This is a genomic window from Hankyongella ginsenosidimutans, assembly GCF_005144965.1.
Classification (GTDB): domain Bacteria; phylum Pseudomonadota; class Alphaproteobacteria; order Sphingomonadales; family Sphingomonadaceae; genus Hankyongella; species Hankyongella ginsenosidimutans.
In genome coordinates, this window is sequence record NZ_CP039704.1 from 1,625,963 (window position 1) to 1,640,986 (window position 15,024).

Here is a 15,024-nt window from a genome sequence, read left to right on the forward strand (position 1 = left end):
GCCGATTATGCACCGGGGACTGGGATGTGATCGGCATCGTCGTCGACGACTCGCTGGAAATCATCGAGCCCGTGTTGCTGCGCGCGCAGCTCCCGGAGGAAGTGTGGCTGCTGCTGCTCAACCGGCTGCCGCCAGCAGCCGCGACTGTGCTTGATGCGCGCACAGATCTGCCGCCGCGCGTCCAGACAGCTATCGCGCGCGCGCGCTGGGCCGCTGAGGCAACCCGTGCGCTCGGGATGCCGCCGATCGCCATGGCCGCCGCCGATCCCGCACCAGAACCGGACGTGGCGTCGGCCGAGCCCGAGACTCCGGCCGCGCCGCAAGGGGAGGCTGCGGTGTTGGAAGCGGGTGACGAACTGCCCGCAGATTTCGAGTCGTCGGAGCAGCAGATCCAGGAGCTGATCCGGCGCATCCTCGCCTATCAGGAGCGGCGCCGGCAGGCAGAAGCCGGAGATACAGCATCCGCCGGAGAGCCGGGCCGGATCATCCCTGGCCGCTGATCCCGCTTCCCGGCGAGCGGCAGCGCGCGCCGGAGCCGCAGCGGGCGTCGACGGCGATGGAGGACATCGTGCGCGCCGCGACCGACTGGTGCTGGGAGACCGACCGGCAGGGCAACTTCACCTATCTGGATGCGCCGGACGCAGCGCTCCGCCCCGATGGCCTCAACGGTCTGGCTGGCATGAACCTGTTCGATTGGCTGCCGGACAGCCCTGCCTTCGATGCGGTACGGCTGGCGTATCTGCGCCATGCGCCGTTCCGCGCGCAGACGGTGCATATCGAGCGCGGGGCCGCGGCGGGTATCTGGTCTCTTGCCGGGGTGCCGGTGTTCGAGGACGCCTCCGGGCAGTTTCAAGGCTATCGGGGTACGGCGATCGCCGTGCCGTCCGAGCTGGCGCATCGTGTTCCATCCGCGGTTGCGTCCAAGTCCCCGGATAGCGGCGCAGACGACGATAGCTCTGTCGATCGCATGTATATGCTTGCGCACGAGCTGCGCTCGCCGCTCAATGCCATCCTCGGTTTCGCGCAGATGATCGAGCGCGAAGCGCTGGGCGCTGTCGGCGACGACTACCGCGCGCAGGCGGGCGGCATCCTCAACGCGGGCGGCCGCCTGCTGCATCTGGTCGAGGAGTTTCTGGAAGCCGCGCGCACGCCGGACAGCGAGGTGGCGCAGCCGTGCGCCCTGAACGCGCCCGTGTTCGTCGGCGACGTGGTGGACAGCCTGTCGGACCATGCCCGGCACGCAGGCGTCTACCTGATCAGTCGCGTCTCAACCGCAGTCAGAACCATCACCGCCGAGCCGCAAGGCCTGCGCCGGGCGCTCAGCCGCGCCATCCTGAAAATGATCGATATCGCCGGCCGCGACCAGACCGTCATCGTCAGCGCGCAGGTGGAACCGGGCGACCGGGTGCGGCTGATCGTTCATTGCCCGGTCCTTGCCGCCTCGCTGGAGGCCACGACGGAAAGCGGGGACTTTTCCTGCATCTGCTGCGCCAGCAGGCCGAACGGGCCGGTGCCACCGTCGAGGTCGACGCGCACGGCCTGTCGATCCTGGCGACCGCAAGCGGCCACGACGCGCCCCCGCCGATCGCAGAAGCGCCGTCTGAACGCAGCGTTCGTCGCAGCCGCCTTCGCATGGCGCGCGCAGGCCCTATATCGTGCTCACCTGTTGCAGAATGAGTCGTCCGCATGGCACATCGCGGGCGAAGGATGAGGAGTCGATCATGGCGGAAACCGTTCGCGCAAGCGTTGTCATCATCGGATCGGGGCCGGCCGGCTACACGGCGGCGATCTACGCCGCGCGCGCGGCACTGAAGCCGTTGCTGATCGAGGGCATCCAGCCCGGCGGCCAGTTGACCATCACCACCGAGGTCGAGAACTATCCCGGCTTCGCCGACCCGATCCAGGGGCCGTGGCTGATGGAGCAGATGCGCGCCCAGACCATCCACGTCGGCGCGGACCTGCGGCAGGACCACATCAACGCCGTCGACCTCAACCAGCGGCCGTTCCGGCTCACGGGGACAGCGGGACGACCTACCTCGCCGATACCCTCATCATCTGCACCGGCGCGCAGGCGCGCTGGCTCGGCCTGGAGTCGGAGTCCCGGCTGCGCGGCTTCGGCGTCTCGGCCTGCGCGACCTGCGACGGCTTTTTCTATCGCGGCAAGACCGTCACCGTGGTCGGCGGCGGCAACACGGCGGTCGAGGAAGCGCTGTTCCTGACCAACTTTGCCGAGACGGTGTATCTGGTTCACCGGCGCGACTCCTGCGCGCTGACAAGACCAACCAGGCCCGCCTGCTCAGCCACCCCAAGGTCAAGGTGATCTGGAACCACACCGTCGAGGAAGTGCTCGGCGACAGCGAACCAGCGTCGGTGACCGGCGTGCGGCTGCGCAGCACGGTCGACGGCGGCACGCAGACGCTCGCGACCGATGGCCTGTTCATCGCGATCGGCCACGATCCGGCGACCACCCTGTTCAAGGGCCAGATCAGGATAGATGAGGAGGGCTATATCGTCACCGCCCCGGACTCGACGGCGACCGACATCCCCGGCGTGTTCGCTGCCGGCGACGTCAGGACAAGGTCTACCGCCAGGCCGTCACCGCCGCCGGCATGGGCTGCATGGCGGCGCTGGAAGCGGAACGCTATCTTGCGCACCACAGTCTGGCGATCGCTGCCGAATAACCCGCATGACCATCGACTGGAGCCGGCTGAAACTGTTCAACGTGGTGGCCGATGCCGGCAGCCTGACCGAGGGCGCGCGCAGGCTGAACATGAGCCAACCCGCGCTGTCCCGGCAGATCCAGCAACTGGAGCAGGAGGCCGGCGCAGCCCTGTTCCACCGCCATGCGCGTGGTCTGGCGCTGACCCACGAGGGCGAGCAACTGCTCGCCGCCAGCCGGGAAATGACTGACCGGGTCGACCGGGTCGAGCGGGCGATCCAGGCCTCGCGCGGTCGCCCGACCGGTGAAATCCGCCTGACCACCACGGTTGCGTTCGGGTCGGTGTGGCTGATGCGGGTCATCGCGCCGTTCATGGAGCGCTATCCGGATATCCGGCTGCGGGTGGTGCTGAGCGACGACGACCTTGATCTGTCGACCCGCGCGGCGGATGTCGCGCTGCGCTTTCACGCGCCGCACCAGGCCGATCTGATCCAGCGCCCGCTCGCGACCGTCACCCAGCAGATCTGCGCCTCGCCGGCCTATCTGGAGCGCCATGGCGCGCCGGCCACGCTCGACGATCTCGATCGCCACCGTATCATCGCCTACGGCGATCAGGCGCCCAGCCGATGCGCAGCGTCAACTGGCTGCTGACCGTCGGCAAGGCCGGGCGCGAGCGCACGCCGGTCATCACGGTCAACAACCAGTTCGGCGTGCTGCGCGCGGTCGAGCAGGGGCTGGGCATCGCCGTGCTGCCGACCTACCTCATCCGCTCGTCGGGCCAGTTATCCATCGTGCTGCCGGAAATCGCCGGGCCGCCGTTCCAGATCTTCTTCGTCTATGCGAGCGAGTTGCGCGGTTCCGTGCGGGTCGCCGCGCTGCGCGACTTCCTCGCCGAAGTGCTGACCACTGAAGCCCTGGCGGCTTGACCCCGATCCCCACCCGCAGGAAGGGCGTATCCGCGCTGCTCCGCGTGGGACGATCCAGCCACCCCTGCCCACCCCGGCCTGCGGCCACCCCTTCCGCGCGCGGGAGGGCGGCGAACTCCGTGCAAGCTGATATATCATGTAAAATTGACAGAATACACATGATATGTCATATGCGTCGCCATGCCACGCGCCTCCAGAGCCGCCAGCGGACTCCCGCCGCAGAGTCAGCGTGCAATTGTGCAGCTGGGGAAGGATATCGCGCTCGCACGGCGGCGGCGCAGGCTGCCGCAACGGCTGATGGCCGAGCGCATGCTCGTGTCGGTGCAGACGCTGCAGCGGCTGGAGGCTGGCGACCCGACGGTCGGCCTAGCGGTCCTTGCCAGCGCACTCCATGTGTTCGGTATGACGGCGCGCCTTGCCAGCCTCGTTGCCGCCGACAGCGATCGTGCGGGCATTAGCGAGGATCTCGCGCGTCTCCCGAAGACGACCCATGCGTCAGACGACGATGACCTGGATTTCTGATCCGCCATGGTGAGCGTGCGCACCTATGTCTTCGTGCATCTGCCCGAAGGTCCGGTTCCCGCTGGGCTGCTCACCATGACCGACGAGCCGCGCAACAAGTTCGCGACATTTGCCTATGGCCGCCGCTATCTTGAACGTCCTGACCGGCTTGCTGTCGACCCGGTTGCCCTGCCACTCCACGATGCGAACAGCGGCCATACTTTCCGCACGGAAGAGGGCTTCGCGGTCTTCAACGGCATCCGCGATGCAGCCCCGATGGCTGGGGCCAGTATCTCATGTACAAGGCCATGGGCGACCGGTTGCCGAACGAGATCGACCTTATCCTCGCATCAGGCGAACACCGGGTTGGTTGTCTGGCCTTTGGTCCGACCCCGGAGCGCCCGCAGCGCATCACACCTTGGGGTGATGGCGATGCGCGGGGCGAGCACTTCACACTGGCGGAATTGGCCGAAGCAACCGAACGCGCGCAGCACGTCGATGCACTCGACGAGAACTTGCGGCGGCTGCTGACGGCTGCATCGTCACTCGGTGGCGCGCGCCCCAAGGCCGCAACCGAAATCGGCGACCAGCCTTGGATCGCCAAGTTCCAGGCACGCAACGACAGCTTCCCGAATGCCGGGTGGAATATGCCACGATGCGCCTCGCCCGTGAATGCAGGCTCGACGTGCCCGCGCTCGATCTCAGACGCGTGCTCGATCGCGACATCTATCTCATCGAACGGTTCGACCGGGTACCGCATGGCAACTGGATGGAGCGGCGGCATTTCGCGTCTGGCCTGACGATGCTTGGCGCGCATGAAAGCGAGGTCAGCCGCTACAGCTATGCCGACCTGGCTGGCGCCTTCGTCAGCACGGCACGCGGGTAAGGCAGGATTTGCGCGAATTGTTCCGGCGCATGGTGTTCAACATCTTCGTCACCAATGACGACGATCACCTCCGCAACCACGGCTTCCTTCATGACGGCAAGGGCTGGCGCCTGTCCCCGCTCTACGATGTTGTGCCCAAGCCGCAGGTTGGCCTCGAACGGCGGCTGGTGCTCGGCGTCGGCCCGGAAGGACGCAACGCCACGCTCGAAAATGCCCTGGCCGGAGCGGCGGTGTTCGATCTCGGCCGAGACGAGGCCGAAGCGTTGATTGCCGAAATGCGCGCTGTGGTCGCCGCACGCTGGGAGCCGCTGTTCGAGGCGGCCGGGCTGGGCCAGGCCGATAGGGGACGTTTCGCGACTTGCTTCCGGCTGGCTGGCAACCATGGATGAGCAGAATGCTCCTTCCTGTGACCATCGCCCCTCCACCCTTCGTCTGTGCTTGGGGGCGGTGGGGGCGACTCTTTCCTTCCTCAGGGAGGGTCGCGAAGCGGGGCGGGTGGAATCAAGCTGCACCCACCCCGGCCTGCGGCCACCCCTCCCGCGTACGGGAGGGGAGGGAATGAGTGAGCCTTATCGCAGCTTGCTATTAAGTGTATTTAGTAAACTGGCACCGTAACTGCATGGATCTCCACGGCAGCATTGCTGGCTCGCGATGACGTGAGGCTCAAGCTGAAGTCGTCAAAACGTCAAGTGTTGGAATTGCGGGAATTCAGCGCGGCGCCAGTTCGACCCGGCGGTTTTTCGCGCGGCCGGCCTCATCGGTGTTCGGGGCGCGCGGGCCGGTCATGCCCGCGCCAAAGCCGGTCAACCGGGCAGGCTGGATGCGATAGTCGCGCACCAGTGCCGCAACCACGGCGTCGGCGCGCCGCTTGCTGAGCATGACATTGGCGTCGAAGCCGCCCACATTGTCGGTGTAGCCCGTGATCACCAGCGCCAGCCGGGCTCGGCCGAGAGCAAGGCGGCAATCTGGTCCAGGGTCGGTTTGGAAGCCGGTTTGATCTCGGCCTTGCCGGTATCGAAATAGATGCCGTAGAGTGCGATTCGGCCCTCGCTGCCAAAGGCGCGCGCCATGTCCTGCGCGCTTGGCACCGTGACCTTGCCCGTCTCCATGGCGGCAGCTTCGGAGACGCTGATGAGGACTTTCGGGTTGAAGACCTTGTTCTTGCACTCCTCGACATAGAGGGCGACCGTCGCCTGCGCACCTTTGCGAAACAGGCCATAGCGCGCGTTGTCCCAGCAGTTGCCATTTTCCAGCACGGTGGCTGGCAGGGGAAGACGGCATATTTGATCTGGCGCTGGTCAGGGCAGCCCTTTGGCCGTCCCTGCACATTTTCGCAGACATAGGCCTGGGTGAAGCCTTTGGCCACCAGGGCTGCCTGATAGTTGCGGAAGACCTCGAGCGACGAGCGGTCGCCGGGGCCGGAATAGGCCAGCACGGTCGATTTGCCCTCGATGGTCTGCTTGTCGGCATCGACCAGGCTGCGGTCCGGCGTGCCCTTGAAAACGAACTGGCGGGCCTCGAAGCGGCGCTGTTCGTAGCCCGACAACTTGGAGCCTTCGTAGCGACCGACCAGCGGATGATCGGTGCCATTGACCTGCTGCGCGGCAGCCGTCGCCGCCGAAGAAACGATGATCGCTGCCAAACAGACCTGCCGCATCCTGCCCTCCCCGGAACCACGGTAAGACCTGCGCACACATAAGATATGCACGCAGTCCGATCACCCGCCGATGCACTGGTATCGCCCTGGCCGGTCACGGAACACAGGCTCGGCTTCACTGGTTAGATCATGTTTCACGAATCAGATCACGCGGAAACGCCTGACCTCGGCACATTGGAATTACCCTGTCAGTTTACGAAGTGTACCAAATATCACAAGCGCTGCGGGTGGCTCGTCATTGCCTCCTCATTGTCCCTGCGTGCCCGAGCATGCCTCCCGGCGCGGTACTCTAGCAGGCTGTTGAAAAGTCGCGGAGATACAGCTCCGCTTCGTCATTCCGGCGAAGGCCGGAATCCATGTGCGCATATATACACAACGAATATAACGTATTAGCCATGGACCCCGGCCTTCGCCGGGGTGACGGCCATAGGGTTGGAGTCTGAGAAACCACTTTTTCAGCAGCCTGCTAGAACGTGATGACATCAGGGGAATCGTCATTCCGTTCTTCGCAGAACAGGCTGTAAAGTCCGCTCGTGGTGAGCCTGGACGAACCACGAGCCGCTCAGCCCTTCGTCCAGCTCAGGGTGAGCGGCGTGTGTGCAAACGCGCGATGACGTGTGGTTCAACCTAAAGTCTCAGCCTGTCAAAGCCGGTTGGTCATGCTTCCTTCGCGCCGATGTCGCGCCGGCAGAAGCCATCCGCCCACTGGATACGGCCGATTGTCGCATAGGCCCGGGTCCGCGCCTCGGCCAGGGTCGCGCCGCGGGCCGTCACGTTCAGCACGCGCCCGCCGTTGGCCGTCAGCACGCCGTCCCGCAGCGCCGTGCCGGCATGAAACACCGTGACATCCGGGTCTTCGGGTTCAAGCCCCGCGATGATGCCGCCCTTGACCGGCGTCTCGGGATACCCGCGCGCCGCCAGCACCACGGTCAGCGCCGCGCCGTCCCGCCACTGCACGCTTTGCTCGTGCAGCGTGCCGGTCGCTGCTGCCGAGACCAGCGGCAGCAGGTCGCTCTCCAGCATCACCATCAGCACCTGGCATTCCGGGTCGCCGAACCGGCAATTATATTCGATCAGCCTGGGGCCGTCTGCCGTCAGCATCAGCCCGGCGTAGAGCACGCCGCAGTAGGGCGTGCCTTCGGCCGCGAGCGTGCGGACCGTCGGCGTGATGATCTCCTCGAGGATGCGCGCCTCAAGGTCCGGCGTCAGCAGGCGGGTCGGCGCGAACGCCCCATGCCGCCGGTGTTCGGTCCGGTGTCGCCGTCACCGACCCGCTTGTGGTCCCGCGCGGCCATCAGCGGCACCGCGGTCTCGCCATCGGTCACCACGAAGACGCTGATCTCCTCGCCGGTCAGGAATTCCTCGATCACCAGTTCCGCACCCGCCGCGCCGAACCGACCGTCGAGCATCTCGGCAGCAGCGGCTTCTGCCTCGGCGATGGACTGCGCGATCACCACGCCCTTGCCGGCGGCCAGCCCGTCCGCCTTGATGACGACCGGCGCGCCGAACGTGGCGATCGCGACCCGCGCCGCCTGCAGGCTGTCGCAGCGGACGAACCGGGCGGTCGGGATCCCGGCGCGCGCGCACAGCTCCTTGGTGAAGCCCTTCGAGCCTTCGAGCCGCGCAGCCGCCCGGCTTGGCCCGAAGCAGGCGATGCCGGCCGCCGCCAGCGCATCGGCGACACCCGCGACCAGCGGCTGCTCCGGCCCGACCACCACGAGGTCGATCTGCGCTTCCCGACAGAAGGCGAGCACGGCGTGCCGGTCTGCGGGGTCGATCGCGATGCAGGTCGCGTGCGCGGCAATGCCCGGGTTGCCGGGTGCTGCGTACAGCGCCATCAGGCAGGGCGATTGCGCCAGCTTCCAGCACAGCGCATGTTCGCGGCCGCCGCCGCCCAGCACCAGAACCTTCATATGCTTGCTCCCGACAGTTGGTCGGCGCTCATAACTGGACAAGCCGCGCCCGGCAATGCACCTAGCAGCCATGACCGAACCAGCGGCCCCAGGCGTCAACCTGCCCGAATACAGCGTCAGCGAAATCGCCAGCGCCATCAAGCGTACAGTGGAGGAGCGCTTCGGCCTCGTGCGCGTGCGCGGCGAAATCTCCGGCTTCAAGCGCGCTGCCTCCGGCCATCTGTATCTGGCGCTGAAGGACGATGCGGCGGTGCTCGACGCGGTCATGTGGAAAGGCGCGGCGCTTGCCCTGCCGTTCCGCCCGGAAGACGGGCTGGAGGTCATCGCGACCGGCCGGCTGACCACCTATCCCGGGCGCTCCAAGTACCAGCTGGTGATCGAACGCATGGAGCCGGCAGGCGTCGGCGCGCTCATGGCGATGCTGGAGGAGCGCAAGAAACGGCTCGCCGCCGAAGGGCTGTTCGACCCGGCGCGCAAGAAACCGCTGCCTTATCTGCCGGGCGTGGTCGGCGTGGTGACGTCGCCGACCGGGGCGGTGATCCGCGATATTCTGCACCGTCTGGGCGATCGCTTTCCCTGCCGGGTGCTGCTGTGGCCGGTCGCGGTGCAGGGCGAGGGGCGGCAGCGCAGATTGCCGCCGCCATCGCCGGGTTCAACGCCCTGCCCGACAACCTGCCGCGCCCGGACGTGCTGATCGTCGCGCGCGGCGGCGGCTCGGTGGAGGATCTCTGGGCGTTCAACGAGGAAGCCGTGGTGCGCGCGGCCGCCGCTTGCGCGATCCCGCTGATCTCCGCCGTGGGCCACGAGACCGATACGACCCTGATCGATTTCGCGGCCGACCGCCGCGCGCCGACGCCGACCGCCGCCGCCGAGATGGCGACCCCGTGCGCGCGGACCTGCTGCTGGCGCTCGATACCCTGGGCACGCGGCTGGCAGGGGCGCACTGCGGCTGCTGGCGCAGCAGCGGCAGCGGCTGGAAGGGCTGGCGCGCGGCCTGCCGCCGCCGCGGCACCTGCTGGGCCTGGCGCAACAGCGGGCGGACGACCTTGCGGAGCGCTTGCCGCGTGCGCTGGCGCACCTGCTGGCCGAGCGCCGCGCGCGCTTCGAGCGCAGCATCCTGTCGCCGGCGCTGCTCGCGCAGCAGGTGCAGGCGCAGCAGGCGCGGGTGCTCAACGCCGGCACGCGGCTGGCGCGGGCTGCAGCCACCCAGTTCGACCGGCGCTCGACGCACCTCGACGGCCTGGGACGGCTGCTGCACACGCTCAGCTATCAGGCGACGCTTTCGCGCGGCTACGCCGTGGTGCGCGATGCCGACGCGCAACTGGTGACCGACAGCAAGACCGCGCAGGCGGCCGGCCGCCTGTCCATCGAATTCGCGGACGGACGGATTGCCGTCACCACTGCCGCGCCTGTGTCACGCAAGCCGCAGAAAGCGCCGGGCGGACAGGGGACTCTTTTCTAACGCGCTATTCGCCGTTATAGTCAGGCCATGCTCAAGACCAGCGGTCTGCCGGACCAACCGGCCAAGCTAATTTATTATTCCGGGTCGTTCCGCATGGTGTCCCCGGGGACCATGTCGTGTGTGCCGTCACCGGCGTGAGGGTACCGCTGGGTCGGCTGCGCTACTGGTCGGAGGAACGCCAGGAAGCCTATGCTTCGGCGGAAGCGGCGACGCAGCGGGCGCGCCGGGCATGAAGGCGCGGCTGGGAACGCTGGGTCTGGTCATGACCCTGGTTGCCTGCGCCTCCGAGCCGATCCCCAATGTCGCGGTCGCCCCGCCGCCGGCATCCTCACCGTCAACCCCGCCGGCAGCACCCGCCCTGGTACTGGAAGGCGCGTTTGAGCAGGGCGGGCTGCTGTTCGGGAAAACCGCCCCGAACGTGCGGCATGTCAGCGTCGACGGGCGCCGATCCTGGTCGGCGACGACGGCGACTTTCTCGTCGGCATCCCGCGCGAGGCTGGCCCGGTGCTGGTCCTGCGCGCAGAGGCGGACGACGGCGGCGTCACGGCACGCACGCTGGAGATCGCCCCGAGAGACTTCCGCATCGAGCGCATCAACGGCCCCAAGTTCGATACCAGCCAGCCGATGCCGCCGGCGCTTGCGGCCCGCCGCGAGCAGGAGACGCGCCGCATCGCCAGTGCCCGCGCGGCGCTGATGGCGCGCACCGCCTGGCGCAGTCCCTGGGTCTGGCCGGCGGTTGGGCGAATCAGCGGCGTCTACGGCTCCCAGCGTGTCCTGAACGGCGTGCCGCGCGCGCCGCATTGGGCGTCGATATCGCCGCGCCCACGGGCACGCCGGTGGTGGCGCCCGCAGCCGGCATCGTCCGTCTGGCCGGCAGCAACTTCATGCTCGAGGGCGGGCTGGTGATCCTCGATCACGGCCAGGGCCTGTTCTCGCAATTCCTGCACCTGAGCCGCATCGATGTGGCGGACGGCCAGAAGTTGCCGCCGGCGACCGGCTCGGCGCGATCGGCGCGACCGGCCGGGCAACCGGCCCGCACCTGCACTGGGGCTGGTGGTGCGTGACACGCGCGTCGATCCGACCCGCGTTCCAGGGCTGGGGCCGATGCCGACTCAGACCACCAGCGGACACCGCACCACAGCGCGGTGAGGCGCAAATTACAATCCACACTCTGCAAAAAATAGAGAGTAAAAATCCTGAAATTAATTACCTCGTTCTGATGAAATTTGCGCCTGCATCTCGTGTGTCTGACGGCGGTGCTCATCTTGGGAAAACTCCCACTGCTTTTAGTCAAGCACGTTTTTTCTTCCTGATATATGAGCCAGTCTGCTCTTCACTTTTGCATATTATCTTGTTTTGGGGTCTTTTGTCACGGTACCCGTACCTGAACCCGAGCTGGTGGCCGCCGCAGATTCCGATTGCGCCCATGCTAAGACGGGCTGGAGTGAAAAATACTCGACAAAATCAAAAGGCAGCGGGTTTGGTGGGCAGAATGGGCATTATGGGCACTCCTGTGGTGCATCGGGCAATTCACTATAATCTATAGATATCAATTGCAGGTGGCAATGCAGCGCATTGTGGGCTGGTGCGCAATTTTTGCCCTTCAAAAATTCAGTTGATGTCAATCCCTGGCGTAGGCGGCTATCGCATACTGCAGGCATTTTGGCGCAGCGGTGGAGCCGTTACGACAGAAAATTACAATATAGCGGCACAAAGCGCAAGACTGGTCCAAAACTGTTGTCAAAAACACAGCGTGGCTGCTGCTAAGCGATCTCGTCGCTTGGTGGCTTTACACAACGTTGGCGACCTAACAGGGTAATGAAATAACGGTCGGTACCTAGGTTAAGTGCTTGCCGCCAGGCATTGGGGATTTGGGTTGTGTGGCGTGTCATGCTTCCGCAGGCGCTCTCGGTACGGCTTGAAAAGTCTTGGTTAAAATAACAAAAGGGATGAACGACGTGAAACTGCATAGACATATGATCGCCCGGTACAGTGCGTGCACTGCGTTGGCTGCTATCGCTGTTGGTTTGGGCGGGGTGCTGCCTTGGCGCAAGACGCGCAAAGCACTAAAGACGAGGCAAATCTCGACACCATTGTCGTTACAGGTTCATTGATTCGCAATCCTAATCTGGTTAGTGCTGCTCCTATTAGTGTTATTGGTGCTGAAGAAATCCAGTTCCGCCAGTCGACCAATGCTGAAGAGTTGCTGCGCGATTTGCCCGGCATTGTGCCAAGCGTCGGCTCTGCTGTGAACAATGGCAACGGCGGGGCCTCGTTCGTCAACTTGCGCGGCCTTGGAAGCTTCAGAAACATTGTCCTTCTGAACAATACACGCCTGGTGCCGGCTGGCCTTGGTGGCCAGGTCGACTTGAACAACATTCCTGTCTCCTGATTGAGCGCACGGACATTCTGACCGGCGGCGCCTCGACGACATACGGTGCGGACGCTGTGTCGGGTGTTGTTAACTTTGTGACCAAGCGTGATTTCTCTGGCGTAGAGGTCAATATCTCCGACCAGATCACGGAGCGCGGCGACGGCAACCAGTTCCGTGTTGACTTGACGGTCGGTGCAAATTTCGATGACGGTCGCGGCAATGTCGCGCTCAGCATCGGCTATCAGAAGAGCGACCCGGTATACCAGGGCGATCGGCCATACTCAGTCGATAACATCTTTTCTGAGGACGGGTCGGCAGGTGGTTCGGGGACGACGGTGCCAACGCGTTTCACGGGTGCGCGCCCGGTTATTGCCGGTACGACAACCCCTAATACCAATCCGACTGTCAACAATTTGGGCTTGACGGTCATTAATCCGACTACCGGTGTGATTGGAGGGCATTTACGCCATTCAACTTCAATCCGTTCAATATTTTCCAGACACCCTACAATCGCTTTAATATCTTCGGTACCGCCCGCTATGAAGTCGCGGATGGCCTTGAAGTCTATTCGGAAGCACTCTTCTCCAAGAACAGCGTCTCGACGATTATCGCCCCAAGCGGTCTTTTCAACACTTCAGTAACTGTACCGCTCAGCAACCCGTTTTTGTCTGCGACGACGCGCAATCAGTTCTGCGCTTTCAATACTGCGCCAGCAGGTAGTGGTCTTTACACGCCGCGCTTCACGCAGGCGCAATGCGATGCTGCGGCCCTCGCGACGGACCCGGACGATCCAAATTACCAAACCGTCACCGTTAACGCCTCTCGCCGCTTTACCGAGGGCGGGCCGCGTTTTCAGAATTTACGACCACGCTTTTCCAGATCAAGGCGGGTTTGCGCGGTGATATTACCGACGCGATTTCGTTCGATATCTACGGCACTTACGGTGAAAGTGAAAACATCCAGCGTCAGTCGGGTAACGGTATTCTGTCACGCGCGCGGCAAGCGATACTCGCGACCGACCCGAATTCGTGCCTTGATCCTTCGGGAGGCTGCGTACCTTTGAACATTTTGGCCCAGAAGGGTCAATAACTCCTGAGCAGTTCGCGTTCCTGAACGTTTCTGCATCGTCCTCTACCCTGACCTCCCTTGGTACAGTACGCGGTGTTGTCAGCGGCGACGCCCTGTGACCTCACCATTCGCAGAGACGTCGGTCGGTTTCGCTATCGGTGGGGAGTATCGCGGCTACCGTGGCTCAAGCCTATCAGACTTGCTGTCTCAAACACCTGGAGAGGTTTTGGGTAACGGGGCGGCGAACCCAGACACCTCTGGCCGCTACAATGTTTACGAAGCCTTCGGCGAGTTGATTGTTCCTGTCGTTGAGGATCGCTTCCTGGCCAAAAATCTGACTGTCGAGGTCGGTGGCCGTTATTCACACTACAACACAACAGGCACCAGTTTCACGTACAAAGCTGGCGGTACATGGGAGCCGGTTTCGGGCTTCAAGCTCCGCGGGAACTGGCAAAGAGCGACCCGGTCACCGAACTTGGCAGAACTATTTAGCCCGCAAACCACCGGTCTCGATAACTTTGCCGTCGATCCGTGCCAAGGGGCAAGGGGCGCGCTGGCCCCTGAGACCAACGCTGCCATTGCGGCAATCTGTAATGCGCAGGGGGCCTGCCGGCTTTGCGGCAGCTGGCCTGATCGAGGCACCTTCGGCGGGCCAGGTTAACGTGACGGGCGGGGAATCCCGATCTTGATGTCGAGCGGGCAACAACCTGGACTATCGGCGGGGTTTTCCAGCCAGATTATCTCCCAGGTTTTGCGTTGACGATCGACTATTATAAAATCCGCCTGACCGACGCCATCACCACCCCACGATCGGGGACGCCTTGGACGCGTGTTTCGACACGGCCTTCAACCCGAGTCTAGCTATTACAGCTGAGTGCGTGGCGATTAGGCGTAACCCCGCAACCGGTCAGTTGAGCGGTGATGTGGCCGATACGCCAGGTGTTCCACTTGTCCTCTCGAATCTTGGCGTAGTGAATACAGACGGCATCGATCTGACAGCCTCTTATCAACGCCAAGTTGGGCCAACCAGACTGAACTTTGTGTTCAACGGCAACTGGACGAAATCTAACCGCTTCCAGGCAACGCCATCTGCCATTGATCGCGAGTGTATCGATTTGTACAGCGTAAACTGCGGCAGCCCAGCTGGGGAACCGGCTCTATTCAGCCTGAATTCTCCTTCAACATGCGCTCAACTGTAAGCTACGATAAGTATGACTTGTCTCTCCGCTGGCGTTATGTCGACTCGGTCAGTGTCGAGCCAGAAGTTGCAGATCAGTTTCTGGAAGACTTCCGCCGCATCAAGGCACGTCACTATTTGGATCTGACCTTGCGGGCCAGCGTGCACGAAAACCTCGACCTGACTTTCAGTGTCATCAACCTTACCGACGTCCAGCCACCAGTGGTAGGGTCAACAATCGGGACCACCGCTTTCAATAGCGGAAATACGTACCCTCGACCTATGATCCGCTTGGGCGTCGCTACGCTTTGGCTGCCAAGCTTAAGTTCTAAGGCTTACTTAAATAAAGACTACTGAGAAGGGGCCAAAAGGCCCCTTCTTTTCTGGATTTATGTGTTATG

Annotated in this window: 16 protein-coding genes and 6 pseudogenes; 18 read left to right on the forward strand and 4 right to left on the reverse strand. The window is 64.1% G+C overall.

The features are described 5' to 3' along the window. Window positions 1-26 precede the first annotated feature (26 nt). From E6W36_RS09540 to E6W36_RS23335, 4 genes and pseudogenes are all read left to right on the forward strand, one after another. Entirely contained in the window at window positions 27-500 is a 474-nt protein-coding gene (locus tag E6W36_RS09540) for a hypothetical protein (protein ID WP_222872444.1), read from the forward strand. A gap of 56 nt (window positions 501-556) precedes the next feature. Beyond that, window positions 557-1,711, forward strand: coding sequence for a sensor histidine kinase (locus tag E6W36_RS09545; RefSeq protein ID WP_222872445.1), 1,155 nt, complete (start codon window positions 557-559; stop codon window positions 1,709-1,711). Window positions 1,712-1,721: 10 nt separating this feature from the next. After that, window positions 1,722-1,952 (forward strand): annotated as a pseudogene (locus E6W36_RS23330) (FAD-dependent oxidoreductase); the annotation flags it as partial. After that, window positions 1,910-2,532, forward strand: a pseudogene (locus tag E6W36_RS23335) (NAD(P)/FAD-dependent oxidoreductase); the annotation flags it as partial. The pseudogenes E6W36_RS23330 and E6W36_RS23335, both read left to right, overlap by 43 nt. On the opposite strand, the gene E6W36_RS23340 reads toward E6W36_RS23335, so the two are convergent. After that, a complete protein-coding gene (locus E6W36_RS23340; protein ID WP_425459763.1) occupies window positions 2,505-2,657 on the reverse strand; it encodes a hypothetical protein in 153 nt (50 codons plus the stop codon). The pseudogene E6W36_RS23335 and the gene E6W36_RS23340 overlap by 28 nt on opposite strands. Before the next feature lie 29 nt (window positions 2,658-2,686). Here E6W36_RS23340 and E6W36_RS09555 point away from each other — a divergent pair, with 29 nt between their 5' ends. From E6W36_RS09555 to E6W36_RS18770, 5 genes and pseudogenes are all read left to right on the forward strand, one after another. Then, window positions 2,687-3,310 carry a LysR family transcriptional regulator gene (locus E6W36_RS09555; protein ID WP_222872446.1) on the forward strand — a complete coding sequence of 208 codons (624 nt, stop codon included), beginning with the start codon at window positions 2,687-2,689 and terminating at the stop codon, window positions 3,308-3,310. Then, complete coding sequence (locus E6W36_RS20650; protein ID WP_222872447.1) at window positions 3,286-3,585, forward strand: LysR substrate-binding domain-containing protein; 300 nt, start codon at window positions 3,286-3,288, stop codon at window positions 3,583-3,585. The genes E6W36_RS09555 and E6W36_RS20650 overlap by 25 nt, the downstream gene beginning before the upstream one ends. Window positions 3,586-3,822: 237 nt before the next feature. Continuing rightward, window positions 3,823-4,107 carry a helix-turn-helix domain-containing protein gene (locus E6W36_RS09565; protein WP_246047483.1) on the forward strand — a complete coding sequence of 95 codons (285 nt, stop codon included), beginning with the start codon at window positions 3,823-3,825 and terminating at the stop codon, window positions 4,105-4,107. A 6-nt stretch (window positions 4,108-4,113) separates the two neighbouring features. Continuing rightward, the gene (locus E6W36_RS18765; protein ID WP_246047485.1) at window positions 4,114-4,617 is read left to right on the forward strand and encodes a hypothetical protein; all 504 of its coding nucleotides are present in this window, start codon (window positions 4,114-4,116) and stop codon (window positions 4,615-4,617) included. Between the two features lie 124 nt (window positions 4,618-4,741). Next, window positions 4,742-5,361, forward strand: a pseudogene (locus E6W36_RS18770) (type II toxin-antitoxin system HipA family toxin). A gap of 319 nt (window positions 5,362-5,680) precedes the next feature. Here E6W36_RS18770 and E6W36_RS09575 read toward each other — a convergent pair. From E6W36_RS09575 to purD, 3 genes and pseudogenes are all read right to left on the reverse strand, one after another. Then, a complete protein-coding gene (locus E6W36_RS09575; protein WP_222872448.1) occupies window positions 5,681-5,899 on the reverse strand; it encodes an OmpA family protein in 219 nt (72 codons plus the stop codon). After that, complete coding sequence (locus tag E6W36_RS09580) at window positions 5,896-6,228, reverse strand: OmpA family protein (RefSeq protein ID WP_222872449.1); 333 nt, start codon at window positions 6,226-6,228, stop codon at window positions 5,896-5,898. The genes E6W36_RS09575 and E6W36_RS09580 overlap by 4 nt, the downstream gene beginning before the upstream one ends. A gap of 1,058 nt (window positions 6,229-7,286) precedes the next feature. Next, window positions 7,287-8,542: pseudogene (purD, locus tag E6W36_RS09585) on the reverse strand (phosphoribosylamine--glycine ligase). 55 nt (window positions 8,543-8,597) lie between these two features. Here purD and xseA point away from each other — a divergent pair. The 9 genes and pseudogenes from xseA (at window position 8,598) to E6W36_RS09625 (ending at window position 14,980) form a co-directional block, all read left to right on the forward strand. After that, window positions 8,598-10,004: pseudogene (gene xseA / locus E6W36_RS23345) on the forward strand (exodeoxyribonuclease VII large subunit). 116 nt (window positions 10,005-10,120) lie between these two features. After that, the gene (locus tag E6W36_RS22030; protein ID WP_342776636.1) at window positions 10,121-10,237 is read left to right on the forward strand and encodes a DUF2093 domain-containing protein; all 117 of its coding nucleotides are present in this window, start codon (window positions 10,121-10,123) and stop codon (window positions 10,235-10,237) included. 271 nt (window positions 10,238-10,508) lie between these two features. Continuing rightward, complete coding sequence (locus tag E6W36_RS09600; RefSeq protein ID WP_222872450.1) at window positions 10,509-10,910, forward strand: hypothetical protein; 402 nt, start codon at window positions 10,509-10,511, stop codon at window positions 10,908-10,910. Next, window positions 10,844-11,068, forward strand: coding sequence for a M23 family metallopeptidase (locus E6W36_RS09605; RefSeq protein ID WP_222872451.1), 225 nt, complete (start codon window positions 10,844-10,846; stop codon window positions 11,066-11,068). Before E6W36_RS09600 ends, E6W36_RS09605 begins: the two co-directional genes overlap by 67 nt. Before the next feature lie 980 nt (window positions 11,069-12,048). Next, window positions 12,049-12,396, forward strand: a complete 348-nt coding sequence (locus tag E6W36_RS18775) for a TonB-dependent receptor plug domain-containing protein (RefSeq protein WP_246047487.1) — start codon at window positions 12,049-12,051, stop codon at window positions 12,394-12,396. A gap of 56 nt (window positions 12,397-12,452) precedes the next feature. Further along, window positions 12,453-13,019, forward strand: a complete 567-nt coding sequence (locus tag E6W36_RS18780; protein WP_246047490.1) for a hypothetical protein — start codon at window positions 12,453-12,455, stop codon at window positions 13,017-13,019. A 542-nt stretch (window positions 13,020-13,561) separates the two neighbouring features. Beyond that, a complete protein-coding gene (locus E6W36_RS09615) occupies window positions 13,562-14,107 on the forward strand; it encodes a TonB-dependent receptor domain-containing protein (protein WP_222872452.1) in 546 nt (181 codons plus the stop codon). Between the two features lie 20 nt (window positions 14,108-14,127). Further along, a pseudogene (locus E6W36_RS23350) lies at window positions 14,128-14,307 on the forward strand (hypothetical protein); the annotation flags it as partial. Between the two features lie 244 nt (window positions 14,308-14,551). Further along, entirely contained in the window at window positions 14,552-14,980 is a 429-nt protein-coding gene (locus E6W36_RS09625; protein ID WP_222872453.1) for a TonB-dependent receptor, read from the forward strand. Window positions 14,981-15,024 lie beyond the last annotated feature (44 nt).